The following is a 24878-nucleotide window of genomic DNA, read 5'->3' on the forward strand; positions in this document are numbered from 1 at the left end:
CTAAAACCCAAATTTTTTCGTAAAACGTGTAATCTTTTCTCCAAAGAGTTTTTGTGCAAGGCCTAGTCTTAGCGTGACGAATCCATAAAAAGCTGCACCAATAGACGCAGTAATAAAAATTACAAGTAAAGCACCAAATTTACTATCCACTGTGAATAAATGCTCTATTCCCCATTTACAAACGAAGACAAGACTTAGCATAGCTGCATTAATGATTACAATTAGTAAAATTCTCCGAATAACCATACTAGATTTATATTTTAAAGTTTTTGTAATAACAACCATATTTAATGCGATCGCTACAAAGTAACCTAAAGAAGTAGCTAGAATGGCACCATCTGTTTCAAACGCTTTAATTAATGGAGTATTTAACACGAGTTTCGTTAATATACCAACTAATAAGTTTAAAATGATCAGTTTTTGACGATCTATTCCTTGTAAAATGGCAGTCGTTACAGGATAAAGTGCAAATAATATAGCAACTGGAGCGTAATGTGCCAATACCGTTGAACCTGTTTCACTTGGCTCGTAAAACACATGATAAAATTCATTGGATAATACGGCAATTCCTAATGCAGCTGGCATTGTTAAAAATAATAATATTTGAAATGCCTGATCTAATGATTTGCGTACTTGTACAAAATCTTGTTTTGCATAGTAACTTGTGATGAATGGAATTAATGCCATCGAGAACCCTGTTGCTAGCATAACAGGTATCATTACAAGTTTTTGAGTTGTAAGATTTAACATTGTTAAGAGGATGCCTGATTCTTTTCCGCTGATTCCAATCTGCGTCATTGCGTTATTAAACGTAATCATATCCACAAATTGGTATAATGGATTAACGACACCTACCAATGCAAACGGAACGGTATATATTAAAATTTCTTTATATATATTTTTTAAAGATACATCAGAAGTATTATTTCCACTTCCCTCAAGTAGCTCATTAAATTCTGGTTTCAACTTTCTCCAATACCAATATAAAACAAACATACTTGCAATAGCCCCAATAAATGCTGCAAATACGGCAAAAGAAACAGCAGTATTTTCAGTACCTTTAAACACCTTAATAACTAGAAAAGCTCCGGCTAAAACGAAAATTACGCGTACAATCTGCTCGATCAACTGAGAGACAGCAGTCGGAGTCATATGTTGATACCCTTGAAAAAACCCTCTTATTAAACTCATCACAGGAACGACAATCACAGCAAAGCTTACATATTGAATAACAGTTGCTACATTTTGTACTGTGACAAATGCTTCATCATCTTTAATAACTAAGCTTGCGATAGGCTCTGCTAATGTGTACAAAATAATAAATCCTAATACACCTGTTATCGTCATTATTACCATACTTGATTTCACTAGTTTTCTGCCTGTCGCATAGTCACCAAGCGTATTATATTTTGCTACAAACTTAGAAACAGCTACTGGCATACCAGAGACAGCCACTGCGAGCATGATTGAATAAGGAACATACGCATATTGATAAAGACCAATATACTTTTCTCCAATTAGTTGATAAAAAGGAATAATGTAAAGCACACCTAGGATTCTAGATAATAAGAGACCAATCGTTAAAATCATTGTCCCTTTTAATAAATTTGATGACATAAAACCCGCCCAATCATATATTTTGTCTACACTACAGTTTACATCTGTCGAAAGAAAACCACAATCATGTATAATAAAGAAAAAAGTGAAAGTGTGAAGATATTATGTATGACGTAATCATAGTAGGCGGAGGTCCCTCGGGATTGATGGCCGCAGCGGCTGCTGGAGCAGAGAACAGGAAAGTATTGTTAATTGAAAAAGGTTCTAAGCTTGGGAAAAAACTTGCAATCTCTGGGGGAGGTCGTTGCAACGTAACAAACAGACTTCCACAAGAAGAAATCGTAAAAAATATTCCCGGAAACGGACGTTTTTTATATAGCCCGTTTTCCGTTTTTAATAATGAAGATATTATCGCCTTCTTTGAAAATCTAGGTGTGCCTTTAAAAGAAGAAGATCATGGAAGAATGTTCCCAATTTCCAATAAAGCAATGGATGTTGTAAATGCTTTGCTGGATGAATTAAAAAGACTCCATGTGGAAATAAAACTAAACTCCTCTGTTGCTAAATTATTGATGAATGATGAAAAGATTATTGGTGTTCGACTTGCAACTGGTGAAGAAATCGTTGCTGGAGCAGTAGTCGTTGCAGTTGGCGGGAAAGCAGTTCCTCAAACGGGATCAACCGGTGATGGATATCCTTGGGCTGAAAAAGCTGGTCATACGGTTACTGATTTATATCCAACCGAGGTTCCTTTACTATCGAATGAGCCTTTTATTAAATCGAAAGAATTGCAAGGACTAGCCCTTCGCGATGTTGCCGTTTCTGTTTTAAATAAAAAAGGAAAAGCCATCATTACCCATCAAATGGACATGCTTTTCACACATTTTGGCTTAAGTGGTCCAGCAATTTTACGCTGTAGCCAATTCGTCGTGAAAGAACAAAAGAAAAACGGTGGACAGCTTGTACAGGTTCGAATAGATAGTTTACCAGAACTAAATCAAGAAGAAACTTTCCAGACCCTTCTCTCTTCAATTAAGGAAGATCCGAAAAAAGCAGTGAAAAATGTGTGGAAAGGTATAGTTCCAGAAAGATGGCTACTGTTTTTATTACAACAAGCAGGAATCCAAGAAAGTGAAGATGGTCAAAATCTTTCACACGAAAAAATTAGAGCTTTTGCACATTTACTGAAGCAATTTAGCGTCAATGTTTATGGAACACAACCTTTAGATAAAGCATTTGTAACAGGTGGAGGCGTATCCATAAAAGAAATAGAACCGAAAACAATGGCTTCCAAGAAAAAAGCAGGACTATATTTCTGTGGCGAAGTATTGGATATTCACGGCTATACAGGTGGATATAATATCACTTCTGCACTTGTAACTGGTAAAATTGCTGGAATGAGCGCGGCATTGTCCATTTAAAAAAGTAGCATCTTGTTTTCACCATTTTCAGAGATATTTGGACTAAACCTCAGCTAGACTATTATAAGAGGGATTTTGGATCGTGAAGTGATGAAGTAACTTCACGATCCTCTTTGTTAGGTAATCTAGTGCTTGATGTCTGTCTCCCTATTAAATATATGGAAACAAGTTGCAGAAGGTTTGGGTAATTAGAGATAAAAGTAACCGAAGATTAATTTCAGTTGCTCTTCACTTATTTACCAATTATAACCATTTATTTTTCTCAAGTTCCACTGTCTCTAATAATATCCTCTTAGAATCATATAAACTTTGTCCAGTAAGAATAATTATTGAATCGTTATAGGAAGTGAAAAAATTGTATTATATTATGCTCATAGCAGGAGCTTTGTTTGTATTATTCGCTATATTTCTCTTTATTTATATGTATGTTGATAAAGAATTTGCATTTCTAAATGTAGCTAAGACCATTGGAGCATTTTTAATTGGTGTTTTACTATTAGTGATTACTCTACCAAGTCTAAAATACATGATACTAAAGGAATATGATGTTGTCAGCGGGGACTGCAGCATCTAAATAACTTCATCAGGGCGTTCTACTGAATCGACCTTTGAAATGCTAGATACTGGCGATATGTTCCATTTTAATCATATTCCTGCACTGGATGCTTATGGAAAGTCAATCCCTTACTATTGTGAAGTGACAGTTACAAAAGACCATATGTTTGAAATTGGTTATAAAATTTATGATGTCAATTCACGAAAGTTAATATTAACAAGTGAATAGCCTATGTTTACAGTCCTCAATATTGAAATGGCAATTACTCAAAGTAATTAACTGTTGAGTTCCTTGAATGGAAAGAATCACAAAACTTATAAGAATAGCTGAAATAAAAGGGTACAGGATTATGACGGTGTCATGATCCTGTACTCTTTTTTGCATTAATGCGGTCGATCTGCATGAGCTTATCTATTGACGTTTTCTTTTTTTGACAAGGAAGAAAGTGCAGATTCATTGAATCCCTTAACAAGGAGCCATACAGCTAATATCATTTCAAATGCTGCTATTGGGAGCGCCATAATACCCCAAACAGAAAGTTGTTCCACTACACCAAACAGTACTAATAGCGCATTAATGAATACCATCACCGCTCCTGACATACCCAAGATAGATAAAGGTCTGGGTACAAGCTTTGATTTATAAAATATATAACTATACATGATTGTGTTGATGCCTAACATGAACAATGGTCCAAGCATAAACGTCCAGTCATGTATAGCTATTAATAATGTTCCTGAAGCTTGATAAGAGGTAGTGTCTGCGACTCCAGCTGTTACAAAGTTCTGGCTTAAAGTCAGTAGTGACAATACGCTAATTATACCCACAGTAATTATAACCGCTTCAAGAAACCTGAAGCAAACATGCCAAAGAGCTATAGTTTCATTATACTTTCTTAAAATTGGAAACATTGTCGTAGCCGTTCCAATCACTGATACGACAAGAATTAACTCCATAAGTGCTCCTAGTGTCACCTGATTGGCATTTTCAGAACCTTTAATCAAGTAATCGGAACCGTTTAGGATAGGATCATACAACAAAAGGCCAATTACCGCTGAAATTGCCGCTAATAAAAACAGAACTCCTACAATCTTTGCTGATTTCTGATTTGAACTCATTTTATTATCCCCTTTTTTAATATTTATGAACAATAAGGAAAAACAATCATTGTTTTTTCAAGTTTGTTGTTCCCCCATAAAAGAATACCTCTTCCAATGGTAGGTTAAAGGCTATAGCAATGCGAAAGGCCAGCTCTAGCGATGGCGAGTAGTTTCCTTTTTCAAGAGCCACGATAGTTTGTCTGGTAACGCCTGCCTTGTCAGCTAATTGCTGCTGGGTCATTTCATCATGGTTAAACCGTAATTTTCGGATGTGATTGCCGACAAGATTTTTGCTCATACTAGACGCCTCTCCGATAGTAATAAAGCTTAGATAAAGAGCCAACCACATCTGAGATGAATCCCGAAGCAATTAGTATAATAAACATCATCTGTGACCGCTCATCAATAATCAACGATCCCATTGCAATAATAAAACCGATAATAAACAGAAAAAAAGAGTTTCGGTTTGCTTTCAACTCAATTAATTTATCCAATTCATCTGCAAATTTTGGTTCTTTTTCTCTTGTTGTAATTCTAAACAAAATGTTAAAAATAATGCTAACTACGATGTGTGCTACTATAGAAACCACTGTTAAGTTGAGAACGAATAAACCCCAATAGCGAAAGGTTTCTGGCGAGTCTAACCCCCCTCCTGGATACTGTGGATACATATACAAGCAGAAGGACATAAAAATGAAAATAGCGCTGATTAATGATACGATGCTTTTCTTTTCTTGATAGGTCATGAATACATACCCCCTTAAATATTAAAATTAAGTATCTTCTATTTTACATATTGTATTGTATGCTAGACATTGTGTAAGGTTGACTATACATGAGATAAAATTTATTAAATGAATAATGAGCTAGTATAAATGAAGATCCAACTGGTTAGGAAAACTTAAAAACGAACTAAGACATAAATGATTTTCTGAACCTCATTGGCATCAAAAAAAGCAATGCTAAGAGGCAGCAATGCTTTTTTTAAAATAAATATAAAATTTACTGTTTCATAATTCCATTGTTCCAAGTATTTTGATGATACTACTGATTTCCGTTACAGGTGGCCTCGTTCCGTGGGATGAGCGATAAGCCTCCCAAAAGAGTAAAAGTCGAGAACCTCAAAGAGTAGTTTACAAAGAAACAATGGCTTAGAGCTCCACATCGTGTGGCAACGCATTCGTGACCAAACTACTGCTAGCCACCGCTGAAGTTTCACGATCTTCAAGAATACGGAATTTTTATTAGTTGTTGCGCTCTTACTAATTCTAACAAATTCACCTTATTTCTATCTAAATGAAGTCCTCTTATCCCAACTCGTTCAGCTCCTTCTATATTTTCGATTTTATCATCAATAAATATACTTTCTTCATTTGACGCTTTAGCATGATTAAGAGCAATATTGTAAATTGCTTCTCCTGGTTTTTCTTCTTTTACAAAGGCAGAAAGAATAATAGATTCAAAATATCTGCGAATTCCTAATCTATCAAATATCCAGTCCATACTTGGCATTGCATTTGAAATAATAGCTAATCTATACTTTTTACTTAATTCCTCAAGCACACCTTTGACTTCGGGAAACAGCTCACAGTGACCAGCAAAATGAGTAAAGAAAAATAATTCATTTGTTAGTTCACTTTCTCCAAGTTCTTCTGCAATAGTTCCATAATAACGCTTATAGTATTGTTCTTCTTCATTCCAACTTGTAATGAAAGTCAGTTTAGTTTGTTTTGCTTTCATAATAGCAAAATCAATTTTGGATTTTTGATAACCTCTTTCCATTAATATATATCTTATTCTTTCATCACTTTTTAAAAATGTATCAAAAAGGACACCACCTGCATCAAAAAAAATTACTTTCACTTCATTATTTATTTGATTCATTATAAATCTCCTTTATAAGTGACATGAATTTTTTCGATATATTTTGTTAGTTCATTTAAAATCCCTTCATAATATAAACTTCCCCAATTGCAAGTAAGAAAATGTAACCACCTATTAGCTGAACGAGTTAAGACATTTCTCTCATATGAGCAATATTGACAATTCCCTGAATGACAGACTGAATTTCATCTACGTTTTTGATGATAAATAAATGGTCCGCTTCGCCTTCTATTGGCGCTACTATTTCGTCTTTATTGGTCTCATCCTGCTGTCGAGTAAGCACTTCGTCAAAAGTTGAAGCGGTCCTTAGTATCGCTGTACTACGCCGACTTTTCTCAACTCGCTCTTTAAGAACATGTTCTGGAAGTTCAAAATTCACCAGAATGCTTGTAAATCCTTTGTTCTGAAATTGTTCAAGCAGTTTCAAACGACTTTTACGATTGCGATTTGAGTTGCAAAGAATCAGGTGGCAATTAGTCTCATTAACTGCATGATTCACAATGGTTTGTGTTAGAGCGTACTTGATCGTATTATGTCCTTGTTTTGGTAATAATGTTTGATAATAGGTGTGGAGGAATTCCGCATGGTTATCTTGATCAATCACAGCTGAGTATGGCATTTCTTTTTCTAGAGCTTTCGCAAATGTAGTTTTACCGCTATGAGTTTTACCTACTGTCATAATTACTAACCTATTCATAAACGCAACTCCATTCTCAAAAATTCAGATCTAATCTTTTCAGGATTAACATCATCACATAATTTGCTTTTTCCATTTACCTTCTATTAAAATATGAAAATTCTATCTTTTCGTATATATTGTACTTGAAATGCCAAATCAAAACACTTAATGTTTTGATACAAGAATTAGTTATAAAGGGAAAAATATTTTATCTCATATCTTTATTAAACATAAAAAGCTGCTCCATCTCTCATGTCGAGAGACGAAACAGCTTTTGTTTTTCATTAGATAACGATATTCACCATTTTACCTGGAATCGCAATTATTTTCTTTACTTCTTGCCCTTCCAACCATTGTTGCACTTGTTCAGAAGCAAGTGCTAATGCTTCAAGTTCATCTTTAGTTGCTTCTTTTGATACAAGAAGTTTTGCACGTACTTTTCCTTTAATTTGAACAGGAATTTCTACTTCATTATCCACTAATTTAGCTTCGTCAAATGTTGGCCAAGCTTCATAAGTAATCGTATCCTCATGCCCAAGGATGCTCCATAGCTCTTCTGCTATGTGTGGAACAATCGGAGAAATTAATTTAACAAATCCTTCTACATACTCTTTCGAAATGCTTTCTGCTTTATAGCCTTCATTAATGAATACCATCATTTGTGAAATAGCAGTATTGTAATGCATGGATTCATAATCTTCCGTAACCTTTTTGACTGTTTGATGGTACACTTTCTCCATGTTTTCAGAAGATGTCTCACTTACTTTATCGCTAAGTTTTCCGTCTTCATTTACAATCAAACGCCAAATTCGATCTAGGAATCTTCTTGAACCATCTAATCCATTCGTTGACCATGCCTTTGAAGAGTCTAATGGTCCCATAAACATTTCATATAGACGAAGTGAATCGGCACCGTGACTTTTCACGATATCATCTGGATTTACTACGTTTCCTTTAGACTTAGACATTTTCTCATTATTTTCACCAAGAATCATTCCCTGGTTAAATAGTTTTTGGAAAGGCTCTTTTGTTGCAACTACACCAATATCGTAAAGGAATTTATGCCAGAAACGTGCGTACAATAAATGTAATACAGCATGTTCCGCTCCACCTACGTAAATATCAACCGGCAACCAGCGTTTTGCTAGTTCTGGATCCACAAGAGCCTCGTTATTGTTTGGATCAATATAACGTAAGTAATACCAGCAGCTACCTGCCCATTGTGGCATTGTGTTTGTTTCACGACGCCCTTTTTTCCCCGTTACTGGATCTACAACATTTACCCATTCCGTAATATTTGCAAGTGGTGATTCTCCTGTTCCACTTGGCTTAATATCCGTTGTTACTGGCAGCATAAGTGGTAGTTCAGACTCATCTACTGGTGTTGAAGTGCCATCTTCCCAATGAATAATTGGAATTGGTTCACCCCAATAGCGTTGACGACTGAATAACCAATCACGTAAGCGATACGTAATTTTCTTTTCACCTTTGCCGTTTGCTTCAAACCACTCAATCGCTTTAGCAATCGCATCTTGTTTGTTTAAACCATTTAAGAAGTCAGAGTTAACCAGTGTACCATCTTCTGTATATGCTTTTTCTTCAATATTCCCACCTGATACAACTTCTACGATAGGTAAGTCAAATTGTTTTGCGAATTCGTAGTCACGCTCATCATGTGCAGGAACTGCCATAATAGCTCCTGTTCCGTAAGTTGACAATACATAATCTGCAATCCAAATTGGCATTTTCTCTCCACTTACTGGATTAACTGCATAGGCACCCGTGAATACGCCTGTTTTATGTTTTGCTAGATCTGTACGTTCTAGATCACTTTTCAGTTTTACTTGATCTTTATATGCTTGCACTGCTTCCGACTGTTCGGCAGTAGTAATCACATCCACTAGTTTATGTTCTGGTGCTAGTACTGCATAAGTTGCGCCAAAAATAGTATCGGGGCGAGTTGTAAATGCTCTGAACGATTCATTCGTGCCATCAACTTCAAAAGTAAGTTCAGCACCTTCCGAACGACCAATCCAGTTACGTTGCATTTCTTTTAAGCTTTCAGGCCAATCAAGTTCATCCAAATCTTCCAAAAGTCTATCTGCGTAAGCTGTAATACGAAGCACCCATTGACGCATTGGACGACGTTCTACTGGATGTCCCCCACGTTCTGACAATCCATCGATTACTTCTTCATTTGCAAGCACAGTACCTAATGCAGGACACCAGTTTACAGGTACCTCGTCTACATAAGCCAAACCTTTTTTATATAGTTGAATGAAAATCCATTGGGTCCATTTATAATAAGAAGGATCAGTTGTGTTAACTTCTCTATCCCAATCATAAGAAAAACCAAGATCATTCATTTGACGCTTAAATGTTGCAATATTTTTTGCCGTAAATTCAGCTGGGTCATTACCAGTATCAATTGCATATTGCTCAGCAGGAAGTCCAAAAGCATCCCATCCCATTGGATGAAGTACGTTAAATCCTTGTTTACGTTTAAATGCACTTAAAATGTCAGTTGCAATATACCCTAGTGGATGACCAACATGAAGGCCAACTCCAGACGGATACGGGAACATATCTAACGCAAAAAACTTTGGTTTCGAAGAATCGTCGATCATTTTATACGTTTTGTTTTCTTGCCAATACTTTTGCCATTTTTTTTCGATTGCTTCATGATTAAAGCTCATTAAAATTCCTCCTTAAAATAAAAAAATCTCGTCCCTTAAAAAACTAAGGGACGAGAGAATATACTCACGCGGTACCACCCAAATTAGTGAAAACTTCACTCAACTTGATTCCTTAACGCGGAAAACGGTATAAGCTACTATCATTTCACTCATACAGACTCAAAGGCGAGTTCAATAATTCGTCACGCTAACTCCCACCAATCGTTAGCTCTCTTTAGAAACGAGGGTTATTTACTAATCCTTTTCACAGTCCACTTCTATTAGAACTAATAATAATGGATTTCGGAATAAATTACAAGCAGACTTTAAATGGCTACATTTTCTTTTACGTCTTTAATAATAAGCGTAGCTTCTGTTGCATCAATAATATCTTGAACAGTATAGCCTTCGAACACTTCTTTTAGTTCAAGCCCATTTTCTGTTACTTCTATCATTGCCCGTTCAGTAATTATTTTATTCACAACAGCTTTACCTGTTAAAGGTAATTCGCATTCTTTTTTAATTTTGGCAGAGCCATCTTTTGCACAATGATCCATGATGACGATGATTTTCTTCGCACCATGCACTAAATCCATGGCACCGCCCATACCTTTAATCATTTTCCCAGGAATCATCCAGTTTGCTAAATCGCCATTTTCAGACACTTCCATCGCACCTAAAATCGCTACATCTACATGTCCTCCGCGAATCATAGCAAATGATTCCGCACTTGAAAAGAAAGAAGAACCAGGAATGGTTGTAACAGTCTCTTTTCCAGCATTAATAAGATCAGGATCTACTTCTTGTTCTGTTGGATAAGGTCCAATACCAAGCAAACCATTTTCCGATTGTAAAACAACTGTTTTCTCAGGAGAGATGAAGTTCGCAACTAATGTTGGAATTCCTATGCCTAAATTGACGTAGTTTCCATTTTCAATTTCTTTTTCTGCTCTTCTAGCAATTTTTTCACGTGTATTCAACTTAGTCTCCCCCTTATGAACGTGTCGTTAAACGTTCGATTCTTTTTTCTTGCGCAGCTTGGAATAATCCTTGTACATAAATACTTGGTGTATGTATTTGTGCTGGATCTAAGTCACCTGTTTCTACAATTTCCTCTACTTCCGCAATTGTAAACATTCCTGCTGCTGCCATCATTGGATTGAAGTTTTGAGCTGTTTTATTGTAAATTAAATTTCCAAACTTATCAGCTTTTGCTGCCCGGATTAATGCAACGTCCGCACGTAGAGATTCTTCTAATACATACTCTTTACCATCATAAACGCGCACTTCTTTTTCATCTGCAACTACAGTACCAACACCCGCTGGAGTAAAGAAAGCTGGAATTCCAGCACCACCTGCACGGATTTTCTCAGCAAGTGTTCCTTGAGGTGTTAACTCCACTTCTATTTCACCAGAAAGTACTTGACGTTCAAATTCTTTATTTTCCCCAACATAGGAACCTATCATTTTTTTAATTTGTTTATTTTTTAATAAAAGACCAAGACCCCACTCATCGACTCCACAGTTATTCGAAATAACCGTTAAATCTTTTACCCCTTTTTCTACTAAAGCTAAAATAAGCTGCTCAGGAATACCAACAAGTCCAAAACCACCTACCATAAGTGTCATTCCGTCTTGAATGCCTGCTACAGCTTCCCTTGCAGAACTGTAAATTGGTTTCATAATCACATTCCCCTTTCTATCGTAAACACCCTTCTCTTTAATATTCTCAAATATTCAACAATTAAGCAATTCAATTTCCTTTACTACTAACTTATTGCAAGATAGTAGTAAGGAAATATAGGATATGCTCGGTTGACATCTTTATATTCACGAAATCTTCCAGTCCATAGTAACGGATACACATACTTTAGGTGCTTATGCATTTTACAGGTGCTTATAGAATAGCGATAGGCGCTTATAGACAATCTTTAGGTGCTTTTAGCCTCCGTTTACGTGCTTATCAATTTTGTAGGTGCTTATAGATTAGTGGTAGGCGCTTATAAACAATCTTTTGGTGCTTATAGCCTCCGCCTAGGTGCTTATCAACTTTGTAGGCTCTTATAGTCTCGTTTTTTCCTTATGAAACGTGTGGTTCATAAGCGGAATGCAACCGTCTTTTTCCAAACTCGATTTTTCTTCCCTTCTGTATAAAAAAGACTCTATACAAACTCGATTTATATCGAATTTGTATAGAGTCTGACGCCGCTTAAATTAAACGTTGGTTTTATTTTCTGCTTTTTTAAGTGGAAGATCATAAAGTAAACTTGTAATAATCGCGAAAACCATTAGACTTGTGAGGATTAATATCATCATTTGCGTTCCGTATGCTTCTACGAGAATTCCACCGATGAACGGTCCTAGCATTCTTCCGATTGTCGCCATACTGTTCACAATTCCTTGATAAAATCCTTCTCTTCCTTTTGGAGCTAGCTTATCTGCAAGCGTTGGTACTGCTGGCCACACAAACATTTCTCCAATTGTTAAAATAACCATAGCAGTGATAAACATAGCATAAGTTTCTGAAAAAGCTACCACTACAAATGAGCCCATAAAAATAACAATCCCAATAATAATTTGTGCTTTTATTTTATGTTCTAGTCGATTGATTACTGGCTTTATAAGAGGTTGTCCTAGTACTATAAGTGCACCATTTAACGACCATAATAGACTATATTGCTTTAACGATATGCCCAAATCTAAAATATGTGTAGAAATTGTAGTAGTCCATTGTACATAAACAATCCAAGTGAGCATATACCCAATTGTTACAATTATCATTGCATAAAAAGGTGCTTTTTGTTTTATTTTCTTTTGTTCCGTTAAGACTGAAGCATGACCACTAGAAGGAGTTGACATTTTACGGTAAAAGACTAATGCAACAACAAAAAACAAGACATATGTAAGTAAATTTGCTATAAAAATATTATTGATATTATTAGCCGCCACAATTCCACCTAATGCAGGGCCAAGAGCAACACCTACGTTTTGTGCTAAATAAATAGCATTAAAAGCTTTCCTACCACCTTCTGGCCAAACACTTCCGACCATTGCATACATACTTGGAAAAATGATTCCACCACTAAAACCTAAAATCGCTACAAACCAAATATATTCTGGCCACCCATGCCAAAAATTCAAAAGTAATAAAGCAACTAAAGATAAGGCAATACCGATAATGATGGATTTATAGCCACCAATTCGATCGAAAAGATAGCCTCCCAGTAAGTTACCAATAACCCCAGTTCCAGCATTTATCATTAAAACAAATCCAGCCATACTTAACGATTGTCCCAAATAATCATGCATATAAATCGTATGTAAAGGCCATAAAAAAGAATTTCCTGTCGTATTTATAAACATTCCTATTATTAAAAGCCACACTGCTTTTGGCATCACATGCACCTCCAATTCCATATATGCTCAGACAATTGTATTCCTTTTTATATATCACTTCAAGGTGCTTTCACAAAAGATAAATGAATCATGATAAAATATAAGGCTAAGGAGTGAATATAAATGAACGAAAATAACTTTCCTTTTCCGTCAGATGGAAAACGATACTATACATGGAATCGCTATTTACGTAATATGTTTGATCAAAAAATTTTCAAAGTAGCATTGGATGCTGGTTTTGATTGTCCAAATAGAGATGGTACAGTGGCATACGGTGGTTGCACTTTTTGTAGTGTTGCAGGTAGCGGAGACTTTGCAGGAGATAAGGTTGACCCGATACCGGTACAATTTGAAAAAATAAAAGCAAAAATGCATGAAAAGTGGAAAAAAGGAAAATACATTGCTTATTTTCAAGCATATACAAATACACATGCTCCACTACCTGTTTTAAAAGAAAAATTCGAAGCAGCTCTTGCACTGGATGGCGTAATCGGAATATCAATTGCAACAAGACCAGATTGTCTACCAGATGATGTCGTTGAATATTTAGCCGAACTCAATAAAAGAACGTATTTATGGATAGAACTAGGATTGCAAACCGTTCATGAGCGGACTGCGAATCTTGTAAATCGTGCTCATGACTATGCTACTTATGTAGAAGGCGTAAACAAATTACGAAAACACGATATTCGAATATGTACACATATTATTAATGGTCTGCCTTTGGAAGATCGAGAAATGATGATGGAAACAGCAAGAGAAGTTGCAAAGCTCGATGTTCAAGGGATAAAAATCCATTTACTGCATCTGCTGAAAGGAACACCAATGGTGAAGCAGTACGAAAAAGGGAAGTTGGAATTTATGCAAAGAGATGCATATATTCAACTTGTGGCAGATCAATTAGAAATACTACCACCGGATATGGTTGTTCAACGTATTACTGGGGACGGACCTATTGATCTGATGATTGGACCGATGTGGAGTGTAAACAAATGGGATGTATTAAATGGAATCGATTCTGAGTTAGCTAAGAGAGAGAGCTACCAAGGAAAATTATATCAAAAGTTTGGTGTCTTGAAATGAAATTAAAAAGAGTTTTACCATTCGCAAAAGAATTATTAACATCTGTTATTGAACAAGGAGATTTGGTTGTTGATGCTACAGCAGGAAACGGATTTGATACATTATTTTTAGCAGAGCTAGTTGGCGAGACTGGACATGTGTACGCATTTGATGTTCAACCCGAAGCTATAAAATCCACGGAAGAAAAATTAGTAGAAGCAAACTTACTTTCAAGAGCAACTCTTATTCTAGATGGACATGAAAACGTTTCTAAATACGTTCAAAATGAAGTTTCAGCAGCTATTTTTAATCTTGGTTACTTACCTGGTAGTGACCATGAAATAGTAACGAAAGGGAATTCTACAATTCAAGCGATAGAATCTCTTTTAGAACAGTTGAAAATCGGAGGATTGATCGTATTAGTAGTTTATCACGGGCATAGTGGTGGTAAAGAAGAAAAAGATGCTCTTTTAGCATACGTACAACAGTTGCCACAATCATTTGCACATGTACTATCGTATCAATTTTTAAATCAACAAAATACCCCCCCTTTTATTATTGCGATTGAAAAAATGAAAGCAAACATCTAATTCATTTGCATAGATTTTAATTGCTTGGAGATAATAATAAGAAAAGCGCAAGCGCATATGTCTACCCCGACAGGCAAATGGGGAAAAGCGAGGAGGCAGCTCCCCAGCCACCACAGCTTTTTCACATTTGACCCCGAGGAGCAAGGCGCTGAAGTCTGGACACTTACTATGTAAAAGAGTATATACTTTCTTATTCCGTTAAAAAAGGAGAATCTCCATGCCAAAAATTGCTTCCATTAGTACATATAATCCTCCATATGCATTGGAGCAATCAAATATAGAAAAACTTACAAAAGAGCTGTTTAAGGATAAAATTGCCCAATTAGAACGGTTATTAACAGTTTTTGAAAATGGAGATATTGAAACTCGCTATTTTTGTGTGCCTTTAGAATGGCATCAGACCGAGCATTCATTTGAAGAGCGAAATAATATTTATATAGAATTAGCTACAAAATATAGTGTAGAAGTAATTCAAGCATGTCTTCAAAATACTACTTTTTTACAAAAGGCAATTCCTTCCGAAGAAATTGATGCCATTATTTTTGTTAGTAGCACAGGTATATCTACTCCGAGCATTGATGCACGAGTGATGAACTATCTACCTTTTTCTGATCGTATGAAACGAATACCACTATGGGGACTAGGTTGTGCGGGAGGAGCGGCAGGCATCAGTAGGGCATTTGATTATTGTAAGGCACATCCGTCTGCGAAAGTACTCGTCGTTTGTGTAGAGTTATGCAGCCTTACCTTTCAGCCAAATGACTATTCGAAAAGCAATTTAATTGGGGCATCTCTTTTTGCAGATGGAGCAGCTTGTGTATTAGTTTGCGGGGATAACGTTAATCTTCCCAATAATAATCCTGTTCCTCATATAGTAGATACAGCGTCTAAATGGATGCCAAATTCGGAAAATGTGATGGGCTGGAATATTAAAAACAATGGATTACATGTAGTTTTCTCGAAAAGCATTCCTTCCATTATTTCAAGCTGGTTAGGACCATTCATAGATGAGTTTTTGACAGAGCAGAATTTTTCAAAAGATCAACTCATAAATTTTGTAGCTCATCCTGGAGGAAAAAAAGTTCTACAAGCATATGAAGAGACACTTCAACTGGAAGAAAAACAAACTTCAATTTCGAAAGATGTATTAAAAAAACATGGGAATATGTCATCTCCAACAGTGCTTTATGTATTAGAACAATTTATGTTAAAAGAAAACAACAAGGATGATTTAGGATTATTAGTAGCTCTTGGTCCTGGTTTTTGCGGAGAAGCAATTCTACTAAATTGGGGGGATTAAAATGTTATTTTTCATTATTATCTTTCTTGTCATCATTCAAAGAATAACAGAAGTTTTTATAGCTAAGCGAAATGAAAAAAAGATGCTTGCTCAAGGAGCTTATGAGGTAGGTGCATCTCATTATCCGTATATGGTGACACTTCATGTAAGCTTTTTTGTTTGTTTGATTACAGAGGTTTTAATATTTAATCGAGGTATTTCCCCTCTATTTCCGTTGTTCTTTCTAATTTTTTTATTTGTTCAAGCATTACGCATTTGGTGCTTAAGATCGTTAGGCTCTTATTGGAATACAAAAATTATTATTTTACCAGGTGCTCAAGTTGTAACCAAAGGACCGTATCTTTATCTAAAACATCCAAATTACGTTGTAGTATGCATCGAAATTGTACTTTTACCGCTAATGTTCCAAGCGTATATTACAGCCATTTGCTTTACTCTTTTAAATCTTGCGATGCTCTCTGTGCGGATTCCACTTGAAGAAAAAGCTTTGATGGAAGTTACAAATTATAATGAAGAATTTCAAAAGAAGATTTCGGCATCGTAACCGAAATCTTCTTTTTCTTATATATTCATTTCTTTATTTGCTGCTTCTTCTACTGCTCTTGCTACAAGATGATGAACAGTAGGATCTAGTGGGTTTGGTATTAACTCACCTGGTTTTGTATGTCCAACAATTGCTTGTGCAGCAGCTATAAGCATGGAATAGGTAATTTCTTTTGCACCTGCATTTAATGCACCTTTGAAAATACCCGGGAATCCAATTACATTGTTGACAGATCTTCCGTCAGCTGCAAAAGCTGCTCCAGCTGCAATAGCTTCATTTGGAAGAATTTCAGGGTTTGGATTGGATAAAGCTAAAATAATTTGTCCTTTTCTAATCATTTCAGGTTTGATTAACCCAGATACGCCTGTAGTAGCAACAATAATATCACAAGTTTCCATCATTTCTTCTAAAGAAGGAATTGTTTTTCCACCATAGTTTACTAATCTTTGCTGTGCTTCTTCTTGTCTATCTAGACCATACACATCTTCTACACCATAAGCCATTAACATACGACAAATAGCTAATCCAGCAGCTCCAAGTCCGATTTGACCAATTACAGCATTTTTTACATCTACCCCAGTCGCTTTACAAGCAGATAATATCGCGGCAAGCGCAACTACTGCTGTACCATGCTGATCGTCATGCATAACAGGAATAGGAAGTTCTGCTTTTAATCGTTCTTCTATTTCAAAGCAGTGTGGAGATCCTATATCTTCTAATAATATAGCTCCAAATCCTTGATGAATATGTTTAACTGTTTCAACGATTTCATCAGGATCACTTGTATTTAGCAAAATAGGGATTCCGCTTAAACCAACAAACTGATCTAATAGCACCGCTTTCCCTTCCATTACAGGCATTCCTGCAACAGAACCAATATTTCCTAAGCCTAATATTGCTGTACCGTCTGTTACGATTGCTACGGAACTGCCAATCGACGTAAAGTAATTTGCTTTTTCAGGATAATTAACAATCTCCATACAAACGCTAGCAACACCAGGCGTATAAATTCTTTGCAAATCACCGAGTGAACGCACATCCAGTCTGCTCTTCATTGCAATTTTTCCGCCTTCATGCGCTTTTAACACATCGTCAGTTACAGCATGGATCTTAACGCCATTTCCTATGGCTTCAATATTCGCAATGACAGATTGCAATTGTGCTTCAGATTTACATGTGATCGTAATATCACGAACTGTTGTTAATGCTCCACTTTTAAGTGTTGTAATATCACCAATATCCCCTTCAGCCATTCCAATTGCAGTTGCTACTTTAGCAAAGTTTCCTGGTTTCGAAGGTGTTTCTACTATAAAATTACGCATAAAATGCTGGCTTTGCATGTAAATTACACTTCACTTTCTTTATTTCAATTAATAGAATGTTATTTCGATTTAACCGAATAATTATACCACAATTTATATTAAAACTCACATATTCAATAGAATATCATTCCCTAATATAATCTTGGTTTCTTACAACATTCCCTAAACGATATATCCTATTGATCTTAGTACATTATTTATAAAAGAATGAGAATATGCAAAAATCTCTTCTCTTTCTGGTTCCTGATATAAATCATGAAAACAATTTTTCCAGGATTTATACTGATACTCTGTGAGTTCTTGTTTTTTTAGCCAAGCTGCTGCCGTCGAAGTATTTGTAATCTTGTCACGCTCTGCCGTCATTAATAAAACGGGAACATTTGGGATAGAATTCGTTGACTGTCCAATATTCTTCAAAAGATTTTGTAATTCTTTATACCAGTCATTTGTTACAAGTGTATGATACGTTGGATCGTTTACAAATTGTTTGTACATTTCATAGTTTCTTGTTAATTCTTTAAGCTGAATATCATGATTAATCTTCTGTTGAACAGATAATTTAGCTAATGCATTTGTCCATTTAGAAGGTAACTTTTTAAGTTGTAGCCAAGGCGAAGTTAATATAACCCCTGCATATTCAATTTGTAATTTGTGCATTACTTTTATTAATAATGTCGCTCCGAGTCCATGACCAAGAATAAATATTGGTAGATTATATGTAACCGCAACTTGTAATGCTTGTACTATGTAATCTTTGTAGTGATCGAAAGTTTCATCATGTATTTCATTCGCTTTTGTATGTTCACCATGTCCAGGTAAATCGCCCATGACAATATGACAATTTGAACTTCTAAATTTTTCAATTAACCAAGCATATCTTCTATGATGTTCATATGCACTATGAACGATTACGATAACTGCTTTTGGTCTATCCTCTGCTTCCCATTTCCACATGAGCATCACCTCTTCCATTCGTTCCTATTCTGCTCAAATAGTTTTCATTATACGATTCGTTTGATACGATTAATTATATTCTATTTTTAAAGGAGTGTGTATATATTGATATATCCATTTAAAGGTAAAACTCCATCCATTGATGATTCTGTTTTCATTGCTGATTATGTCACAATTACAGGGGATGTGACAATCGGACAAGAGTCTACTATTTGGTTTAATACGGTAATTAGAGGGGACGTTGCACCTACTATTATTGGGCAAAGAGTAAACGTCCAAGACTTATGTTGTTTGCATCAAAGCCCAAACAATCCACTTATTTTAGAAGATGAAGTAACGATTGGGCATCAGGTAACATTACATAGTTGCATTGTTCGAAAGGGAGCATTAGTTGGAATGGGCTCAATTATTTTAGATGGTGCGGAAATTGGAGAAGGAGCATTTATCGGAGCAGGAAGTTTAGTTACTCCGGGAAAGAAAATTCCTCCAAATTCACTTGCAATGGGAAGTCCAGCAAAAGTTGTACGGGAGCTGACTGATGCCGATAAAGAAGATGTACAACGAATTATTAGAGAATACGCTGAAAAAGGTCAGTATTATAAATCACTGCAATAAGAATAAAGCAATCGCCTATTAAGAGCAACTTGTCTTTACTATTTTCCGGAGTGCTTTGAACGAAACATTGGCTACACTATTACCGTTAGATTTAGAGGATCTGGAATTGACTGAGTCACTTCCAGATCCTCTTTTTTCGGTAATCTTGTGGCAGATGTTTGTCCGTCGCCCTCTTGAAATATGTACAGACATGATGCATTAGGTTTGGTTAATAAAAGAATAAATCCTATCCTATCCTATTCTTTAAAAAGCGGACGAAGATACAGTTTCGTCCGCTCAGAGCTTCTTTATTAGTTGTTACTAATTTTAGAAAAGCGAATGCACTCTATAAGTGCATTATGTACCAACACTAATTGTACTTCTCAAGAATCAGCAATTCCTGCTGCAACAATATATTTTGCTAAATAGCAATCAGCGTATGCAGCTTTCTTTCACCATATAACTTCTATATAATATTTTCCGAAAAATCCAAACTTTAGATGTTTGAGAATCGTTTAATATATAACGAAAGGAGTTGATGTCTTTTTGAATATTAATGACTTAAAAGAATTAATGCTTCAATACACAGATTCCTTAATTCGTTTAGCTTATTGCTACGTCAAGGATCTCCAAGCGGCAGAGGATATTGTACAAGAAGTTTTCATAAAGTTTTATCATAATCAGAATAATTATGAAGATCATGGTGAGGTAAAGGCTTATTTAACACAAATGACCGTTAATAAAAGCAAAGATTATTTAAAAAGCTGGACCTATAGAAAAATCCAACTACAAAACAAATTATTTTCACTAGCTGTCAAAAGAAATTTGGACGAATTGGTTAGAAAAGACGAGCAAGCAATAATTGGAGAAGCAATCCTAAATTTGCCCATAAAACATCGAGAAGTTCTCACTTATTTTTATTTTAATGAAATGACTATTGCTGAAGTAGCACATATTTTATCTATTCCAGAAAGTACAGTAAAAACTCGATTAAGGCGTGGTAGAGAACTATTAAGAAATCAATTAACAGGTTTAGAATGGGAGGTTCTTTTAAATGAATAACTATATTCCTTCTGAACTGAAAGATTTAACCGAAAGTAAACAACGTGTTATGCAAAATGTAGTGAATGAGATAGAAAGTAACTCAAGAAAATCTAATCATACATGGCGATATGTGGTGATAACCGCTGTTTTAGCAACTTGTGCAATGCTATTTGTCTTTAACGAAATATTTAATGAAAATGAACAACAATCTGCTACCGAACTACAACTAGATTTAACCCAACCTACATTCTTCGAAAAACAAGGTTTATTTTATCTACTTGGAGTAACGTTGGGTGACTCCCAATCAAAAGTAGTAGAACACTTAGGTAAAAATTATACAATAGATGATTACGAGGATGGTAGTGGGGCGGACTTCATATTGGATTATGATGGTAATGTGAGATTCTATTTTTATCAGGACAAATTAGATAAAATACTATTCATGAAAGCAGATGAAAGTTACTTTGACAAATTATTTAATGATTACGATGGATTTAAATTCACTACTTCTTCCAGTATAGATGATAACGATCGTTATTTTTACTCGAAAGAGACTGGTCAACTTTTAAAAGCAACGATCATTCCAGACGGAAATCTTTACTTATATCTTCTGAGGGGAGGCAAGGATCTCTTGGAGAATCCGGATTTCCCAAAAATAGAACAGATTTTAGATTAGTTTTGGGAATTAGAAAAAGCATCGTTAGGTAAGTGAATTAATATATGGAAGCTGCCCTTCATAGTTGGCATCTTTCTCTTGAGTCATGGTATTTTCTTATCTTTTAAAAATTATAAAAGCGATACATTCCTATATTTCTCTAGGAATGTATCGCTTTTTTGATAAGGGAATCTTTCAATACCAGCCGTTTTTATGGCAGCTTTTTCTAATTATAAACCTGCTTTTTGTCTTAACTCTTCTGCTTTATCTGTTTTTTCCCAAGGTGCGTCGATGTCTGTACGGCCAAAATGTCCGTAAGCAGCAGTTTGTTTGTAGATTGGGCGACGAAGATCTAGCATTTTAATAATACCAGCTGGGCGAAGGTCAAATAATTCACGAATATGTGAAACTAATTGAGCTTCTTCTACTTTTCCAGTTCCAAATGTGTCTACTGCGATAGAAACCGGTTGTGCAACACCGATTGCATATGCAAGCTGAACTTCACAACGATCAGCAATTCCTGCTGCAACAATATTTTTTGCAACATAGCGAGCAGCGTATGCAGCTGAACGGTCAACTTTTGTAGGATCTTTACCAGAGAATGCTCCTCCGCCATGACGTGCATAACCACCGTAAGTATCTACGATAATTTTACGTCCTGTTAAGCCCGCATCTCCTTGTGGTCCACCAATTACAAAGCGACCAGTTGGATTAATAAAATATTTTGTATTTTCATCGATCAAATCAGCAGGAACAATAGGATTGATCACTACTTCTTTTAAATCTTTTTGGATTTGTTCTAATGTAACTTCCGGATGATGCTGAGTTGAGATAACAATCGTATCAATATGGACAGGATTATTATTTTCGTCATACTCCACTGTAACTTGTGTTTTACCATCTGGACGTAAATAATCTAGCGTTTCATCCTTACGAACTTCCGCTAAACGACGAGCCAATTTATGAGCTAAACTAATTGGAAGTGGCATAAGTTCTGGTGTTTCATTACATGCGTAACCAAACATTAAACCTTGGTCCCCTGCTCCAATTGCTTCAATGTCCGAATCAGTCATAGATCCTTCACGAGCTTCTAAAGCTTGGTCAACCCCTTGCGCAATGTCAGCTGACTGTTCATCGATTGCAGTTAATACTGCAGAAGTTTCAGAGTCAAAGCCATATTTTGCACGAGTATATCCTATTTCTTGTACAGTAGAACGAACTACTTTCGGTATGTCTACATATGTAGATGTTGTTATTTCACCTGCAACCAATACAAGACCAGTTGTCACGGTTGTTTCACAAGCAACACGTGCATTTGGATCTTCTGCTAGAATTGCGTCAAGAATTGCATCTGAAATTTGGTCACAAATTTTATCTGGATGCCCTTCAGTAACTGATTCAGATGTAAATAATCTGCGTTGTGTCATAAAAAATTCCTCCTATATCCTGCGAGATTTCTCTCAAGAATTGATACGGTACTCATTCCCATGTCAAGCCATTCAATCAAATAGATTAAACTTGAAGCCGTTTCGGACTTGGCACACAAGGATAAAGGGCGATGTCATAAAAAAAACCTTCCACTCACGTATCTTACACATGAGGAAAGGCTATTAATTTCATAAGCACCTTTCACTCTTATCAATCAAGGAATCTCACCTTGTCTCAGGTTGGGCACCTTTGTAACAAAACAAATATTACAGGTTGCCGGGTTTCATAGGGCCTGACCCCTCCACCAGCTCGGGATAAGAGTATCCGTTCAATTTATCATCATACTTAAGTTGCATTCAGAAGTCAACACATTTTTGTTGACGATTTATTCACAAATAATAAAAATAATCAATTCATTAGTGTAGACTATTAAGTTAAATGTGTTATACTATTTCACATATGAAAGTCATCTCCCTGTTTATATAAGGGAAAATAATTAAAAGGATGGTAAATACAATATGAATTCAATCGATACTGTGAATGAACTGAACGAATTGTTATCTGGTGCTAATGTTAACATTCAATTATCAGTACCGCAACTTGTAGAAAAAGCAACATCAAGAGGCGAAGCTGTTTTAACTTCTACGGGAGCCGTGAAAGCAGAAACAGGTAAATATACAGGTCGTTCTCCACAAGATAAATACATCGTTGATGAGCCTATATCTAGAGACAAAATCGATTGGGGTTCCGTAAACCAACCAATTTCTTCTGAAATTTTCGAATCACTATATAAAAAAGTAACGAAATACCTTGCTGAGCAAGATGAATTATTCGTATTTAAAGGATTTGCTGGTGCTGATAAAGATTCTCGTCTAGGTATTCAAGTAATAAATGAATATGCATGGCATAACTTGTTTGCTCATCAATTATTTATCCGCCCATCAGAGGAAGAGCTTGCAAACCATTCATCTGACTTTACAATCATAAGTGCTCCAAATTTTAAAGCAGATCCAACAGTAGATGGAACAAAAACAGAAACTTTTATTATCGTTTCAATGGAGAAACGCATCGTATTAATCGGTGGTACTGAATATGCTGGAGAAATGAAAAAATCTATTTTCTCTATTATGAACTACTTACTTCCTGAACAAAACATTTTACCTATGCACTGTTCAGCAAACGTTGGAGAAGAAGGCGACGTTGCATTATTCTTCGGTCTTTCTGGAACAGGAAAAACAACTCTTTCTGCAGACGCTGGTCGTAAGTTAATTGGTGATGACGAACATGGTTGGTCTGATAATGGCGTATTTAATATCGAAGGTGGATGTTACGCAAAATGTATCGATTTAACTCGTGAAAACGAACCACAAATCTATGATGCAATCACATTTGGTACTGTATTAGAAAACGTTGTTGTTGATGCGGAAACTCGCGTTGCAAACTATGCTGATAATTCATTAACAGAAAATACACGTGCAGCTTACCCAATTCAAAATATCGAAAATATTGTGGATCCTTCTGTTGCAGGTCATCCAAATACGATCGTATTCTTAACTGCTGATGCTTTTGGCGTATTGCCTCCAATCAGCAAATTGACAAAAGAACAAGCTATGTACCACTTCTTAAGTGGATTTACATCTAAATTAGCGGGTACTGAACGTGGAATTACATCTCCACAACCAGCATTCTCAACTTGCTTTGGTTCACCTTTCCTTCCACTTCATGCAACTGTTTACGCAGAAATGCTTGGAAAGAAAATTGACGAGCATGGTGCACAAGTATTCTTAGTTAACACTGGATGGACTGGTGGAGAATATGGCGTTGGTAGTCGTATGAAGCTTTCTTACACACGTACAATGGTTCGTGCTGCAATTGACGGTAAACTAAACGATGTAGAAACTGAAACAGATGCAGTATTTGGTTTAGCTATTCCAAAACAAGTAGAAGGCGTTCCTTCTGAAGTATTAATTCCACGTAATGCTTGGACAGACAAAGCAGCATACGATAAAAAAGCAACTGAACTAGCAAAAGCTTTCCATGAGAACTTTAAAAAATTCGGTACCGTATCTGAAGATATTACACTTAAAGGCGGACCAGTAGCTTTATAAAGTAAAAGA

Annotated in this window: 23 protein-coding genes, 1 riboswitch and 1 other annotated feature; of the genes, 10 read left to right on the forward strand and 13 right to left on the reverse strand. The window is 35.8% G+C overall.

Translation table 11 applies throughout. The features are described 5' to 3' along the window. Positions 1 to 1617: a putative polysaccharide biosynthesis protein gene (locus ACFVR1_RS16735; protein WP_387585662.1), complete on the reverse strand. Its 1617-nt coding sequence runs from the start codon at positions 1615 to 1617 to the stop codon at positions 1 to 3. Between the two features lie 104 nt (positions 1618 to 1721). Between ACFVR1_RS16735 and ACFVR1_RS16740 the strand changes: the two genes are divergently transcribed. Together ACFVR1_RS16740 and ACFVR1_RS16745 are read left to right on the forward strand one after the other, a co-directional pair. After that, positions 1722 to 2978 carry a BaiN/RdsA family NAD(P)/FAD-dependent oxidoreductase gene (locus ACFVR1_RS16740; RefSeq protein ID WP_387585663.1) on the forward strand — a complete coding sequence of 419 codons (1257 nt, stop codon included), beginning with the start codon at positions 1722 to 1724 and terminating at the stop codon, positions 2976 to 2978. A gap of 355 nt (positions 2979 to 3333) precedes the next feature. After that, a complete protein-coding gene (locus ACFVR1_RS16745; RefSeq protein WP_387585664.1) occupies positions 3334 to 3552 on the forward strand; it encodes a hypothetical protein in 219 nt (72 codons plus the stop codon). A 389-nt stretch (positions 3553 to 3941) separates the two neighbouring features. Here the strand turns inward: ACFVR1_RS16745 and ACFVR1_RS16750 are convergent, their stop codons facing one another. The 9 genes from ACFVR1_RS16750 to ACFVR1_RS16790 all read right to left on the reverse strand — a co-directional run bounded on the left by ACFVR1_RS16750 (position 3942) and on the right by ACFVR1_RS16790 (position 13268). Further along, a complete protein-coding gene (locus tag ACFVR1_RS16750) occupies positions 3942 to 4652 on the reverse strand; it encodes a DUF4386 domain-containing protein (RefSeq protein WP_387585666.1) in 711 nt (236 codons plus the stop codon). Positions 4653 to 4698: 46 nt separating this feature from the next. After that, positions 4699 to 4932 (reverse strand): helix-turn-helix transcriptional regulator, encoded by a 234-nt coding sequence (locus ACFVR1_RS16755; protein WP_387585667.1) that lies wholly within the window; start codon positions 4930 to 4932, stop codon positions 4699 to 4701. A 1-nt stretch (position 4933) separates the two neighbouring features. After that, positions 4934 to 5380, reverse strand: a complete 447-nt coding sequence (locus ACFVR1_RS16760; RefSeq protein WP_387585669.1) for a hypothetical protein — start codon at positions 5378 to 5380, stop codon at positions 4934 to 4936. Between the two features lie 478 nt (positions 5381 to 5858). Next, positions 5859 to 6518, reverse strand: coding sequence for an HAD family hydrolase (locus tag ACFVR1_RS16765; RefSeq protein WP_387585670.1), 660 nt, complete (start codon positions 6516 to 6518; stop codon positions 5859 to 5861). Between the two features lie 127 nt (positions 6519 to 6645). Continuing rightward, entirely contained in the window at positions 6646 to 7215 is a 570-nt protein-coding gene (locus tag ACFVR1_RS16770; protein WP_387585672.1) for an AAA family ATPase, read from the reverse strand. Between the two features lie 266 nt (positions 7216 to 7481). Further along, positions 7482 to 9893: a leucine--tRNA ligase gene (gene leuS, locus ACFVR1_RS16775; protein ID WP_387585674.1), complete on the reverse strand. Its 2412-nt coding sequence runs from the start codon at positions 9891 to 9893 to the stop codon at positions 7482 to 7484. Between the two features lie 43 nt (positions 9894 to 9936). Beyond that, positions 9937 to 10150: a binding site (T-box leader), on the reverse strand. Positions 10151 to 10198: 48 nt separating this feature from the next. Next, on the reverse strand, positions 10199 to 10852 hold the full coding sequence (locus ACFVR1_RS16780) for a 3-oxoacid CoA-transferase subunit B (protein WP_387585675.1): 654 nt from the start codon (positions 10850 to 10852) through the stop codon (positions 10199 to 10201). A 13-nt stretch (positions 10853 to 10865) separates the two neighbouring features. Further along, positions 10866 to 11555 (reverse strand): CoA transferase subunit A, encoded by a 690-nt coding sequence (locus tag ACFVR1_RS16785; RefSeq protein ID WP_387585677.1) that lies wholly within the window; start codon positions 11553 to 11555, stop codon positions 10866 to 10868. Between the two features lie 531 nt (positions 11556 to 12086). Further along, positions 12087 to 13268 (reverse strand): MDR family MFS transporter, encoded by a 1182-nt coding sequence (locus ACFVR1_RS16790; protein ID WP_387585678.1) that lies wholly within the window; start codon positions 13266 to 13268, stop codon positions 12087 to 12089. A gap of 123 nt (positions 13269 to 13391) precedes the next feature. Here ACFVR1_RS16790 and mnmL point away from each other — a divergent pair, with 123 nt between their 5' ends. The 4 genes from mnmL (at position 13392) to ACFVR1_RS16810 (ending at position 16764) form a co-directional block, all read left to right on the forward strand. Next, positions 13392 to 14351 (forward strand): tRNA modification radical SAM protein MnmL/YtqA, encoded by a 960-nt coding sequence (gene mnmL / locus ACFVR1_RS16795; RefSeq protein ID WP_387585679.1) that lies wholly within the window; start codon positions 13392 to 13394, stop codon positions 14349 to 14351. After that, complete coding sequence (gene mnmM / locus ACFVR1_RS16800; RefSeq protein ID WP_387585681.1) at positions 14348 to 14920, forward strand: tRNA 5-(aminomethyl)-2-thiouridylate-methyltransferase MnmM; 573 nt, start codon at positions 14348 to 14350, stop codon at positions 14918 to 14920. The genes mnmL and mnmM overlap by 4 nt, the downstream gene beginning before the upstream one ends. Positions 14921 to 15137: 217 nt before the next feature. Next, a complete protein-coding gene (locus ACFVR1_RS16805) occupies positions 15138 to 16220 on the forward strand; it encodes a type III polyketide synthase (RefSeq protein WP_387585683.1) in 1083 nt (360 codons plus the stop codon). Between the two features lies 1 nt (position 16221). Further along, the gene (locus ACFVR1_RS16810) at positions 16222 to 16764 is read left to right on the forward strand and encodes an isoprenylcysteine carboxyl methyltransferase family protein (RefSeq protein WP_387585685.1); all 543 of its coding nucleotides are present in this window, start codon (positions 16222 to 16224) and stop codon (positions 16762 to 16764) included. Positions 16765 to 16781: 17 nt separating this feature from the next. Here ACFVR1_RS16810 and ACFVR1_RS16815 read toward each other — a convergent pair whose 3' ends face one another. Together ACFVR1_RS16815 and ACFVR1_RS16820 are read right to left on the reverse strand one after the other, a co-directional pair. Beyond that, complete coding sequence (locus tag ACFVR1_RS16815; RefSeq protein WP_387585686.1) at positions 16782 to 18104, reverse strand: NAD-dependent malic enzyme; 1323 nt, start codon at positions 18102 to 18104, stop codon at positions 16782 to 16784. Positions 18105 to 18248: 144 nt separating this feature from the next. Continuing rightward, positions 18249 to 19040, reverse strand: a complete 792-nt coding sequence (locus ACFVR1_RS16820) for an alpha/beta hydrolase (protein WP_387585688.1) — start codon at positions 19038 to 19040, stop codon at positions 18249 to 18251. 105 nt (positions 19041 to 19145) lie between these two features. Between ACFVR1_RS16820 and ACFVR1_RS16825 the strand changes: the two genes are divergently transcribed. From ACFVR1_RS16825 to ACFVR1_RS16835, 3 genes are all read left to right on the forward strand, one after another. Next, positions 19146 to 19655 (forward strand): gamma carbonic anhydrase, encoded by a 510-nt coding sequence (locus ACFVR1_RS16825; RefSeq protein ID WP_387585690.1) that lies wholly within the window; start codon positions 19146 to 19148, stop codon positions 19653 to 19655. Positions 19656 to 20180: 525 nt separating this feature from the next. Further along, complete coding sequence (locus ACFVR1_RS16830; protein WP_387585691.1) at positions 20181 to 20696, forward strand: sigma-70 family RNA polymerase sigma factor; 516 nt, start codon at positions 20181 to 20183, stop codon at positions 20694 to 20696. Then, the gene (locus ACFVR1_RS16835; protein WP_387585692.1) at positions 20689 to 21354 is read left to right on the forward strand and encodes a hypothetical protein; all 666 of its coding nucleotides are present in this window, start codon (positions 20689 to 20691) and stop codon (positions 21352 to 21354) included. Before ACFVR1_RS16830 ends, ACFVR1_RS16835 begins: the two co-directional genes overlap by 8 nt. A gap of 209 nt (positions 21355 to 21563) precedes the next feature. Here the strand turns inward: ACFVR1_RS16835 and metK are convergent, their stop codons facing one another. Next, positions 21564 to 22760 carry a methionine adenosyltransferase gene (gene metK, locus ACFVR1_RS16840; RefSeq protein WP_387585694.1) on the reverse strand — a complete coding sequence of 399 codons (1197 nt, stop codon included), beginning with the start codon at positions 22758 to 22760 and terminating at the stop codon, positions 21564 to 21566. 205 nt (positions 22761 to 22965) lie between these two features. Next, positions 22966 to 23082: riboswitch (SAM riboswitch) on the reverse strand. A 197-nt stretch (positions 23083 to 23279) separates the two neighbouring features. Here metK and pckA point away from each other — a divergent pair. Continuing rightward, on the forward strand, positions 23280 to 24869 hold the full coding sequence (gene pckA / locus ACFVR1_RS16845) for a phosphoenolpyruvate carboxykinase (ATP) (RefSeq protein ID WP_387585695.1): 1590 nt from the start codon (positions 23280 to 23282) through the stop codon (positions 24867 to 24869). Positions 24870 to 24878 lie beyond the last annotated feature (9 nt).

Origin of the sequence: Psychrobacillus sp. NPDC058041 (assembly GCF_042885655.1) — a bacterium.
Taxonomy (GTDB): Bacteria; Bacillota; Bacilli; order Bacillales_A; family Planococcaceae; genus Psychrobacillus.

Coding starts and splice junctions, on each gene's coding strand:
- ACFVR1_RS16815 (WP_387585686.1), bottom strand. CDS start 18,104: ATGCAAAGCCAGCATTTTATGCGTAATTTTATAGTAGAAACACCTTCG.
- ACFVR1_RS16740 (WP_387585663.1), top strand. CDS start 1,722: ATGTATGACGTAATCATAGTAGGCGGAGGTCCCTCGGGATTGATGGCC.
- pckA (WP_387585695.1), top strand. CDS start 23,280: ATGAATTCAATCGATACTGTGAATGAACTGAACGAATTGTTATCTGGT.
- ACFVR1_RS16765 (WP_387585670.1), bottom strand. CDS start 6,518: ATGAATCAAATAAATAATGAAGTGAAAGTAATTTTTTTTGATGCAGGT.
- mnmL (WP_387585679.1), top strand. CDS start 13,392: ATGAACGAAAATAACTTTCCTTTTCCGTCAGATGGAAAACGATACTAT.
- ACFVR1_RS16810 (WP_387585685.1), top strand. CDS start 16,222: ATGTTATTTTTCATTATTATCTTTCTTGTCATCATTCAAAGAATAACA.
- ACFVR1_RS16785 (WP_387585677.1), bottom strand. CDS start 11,555: ATGAAACCAATTTACAGTTCTGCAAGGGAAGCTGTAGCAGGCATTCAA.
- ACFVR1_RS16770 (WP_387585672.1), bottom strand. CDS start 7,215: ATGAATAGGTTAGTAATTATGACAGTAGGTAAAACTCATAGCGGTAAA.
- leuS (WP_387585674.1), bottom strand. CDS start 9,893: ATGAGCTTTAATCATGAAGCAATCGAAAAAAAATGGCAAAAGTATTGG.
- ACFVR1_RS16805 (WP_387585683.1), top strand. CDS start 15,138: ATGCCAAAAATTGCTTCCATTAGTACATATAATCCTCCATATGCATTG.
- metK (WP_387585694.1), bottom strand. CDS start 22,760: ATGACACAACGCAGATTATTTACATCTGAATCAGTTACTGAAGGGCAT.
- ACFVR1_RS16820 (WP_387585688.1), bottom strand. CDS start 19,040: ATGTGGAAATGGGAAGCAGAGGATAGACCAAAAGCAGTTATCGTAATC.
- ACFVR1_RS16750 (WP_387585666.1), bottom strand. CDS start 4,652: ATGAGTTCAAATCAGAAATCAGCAAAGATTGTAGGAGTTCTGTTTTTA.
- ACFVR1_RS16735 (WP_387585662.1), bottom strand. CDS start 1,617: ATGTCATCAAATTTATTAAAAGGGACAATGATTTTAACGATTGGTCTC.
- ACFVR1_RS16755 (WP_387585667.1), bottom strand. CDS start 4,932: ATGAGCAAAAATCTTGTCGGCAATCACATCCGAAAATTACGGTTTAAC.
- ACFVR1_RS16835 (WP_387585692.1), top strand. CDS start 20,689: ATGAATAACTATATTCCTTCTGAACTGAAAGATTTAACCGAAAGTAAA.
- ACFVR1_RS16790 (WP_387585678.1), bottom strand. CDS start 13,268: ATGCCAAAAGCAGTGTGGCTTTTAATAATAGGAATGTTTATAAATACG.
- mnmM (WP_387585681.1), top strand. CDS start 14,348: ATGAAATTAAAAAGAGTTTTACCATTCGCAAAAGAATTATTAACATCT.
- ACFVR1_RS16760 (WP_387585669.1), bottom strand. CDS start 5,380: ATGACCTATCAAGAAAAGAAAAGCATCGTATCATTAATCAGCGCTATT.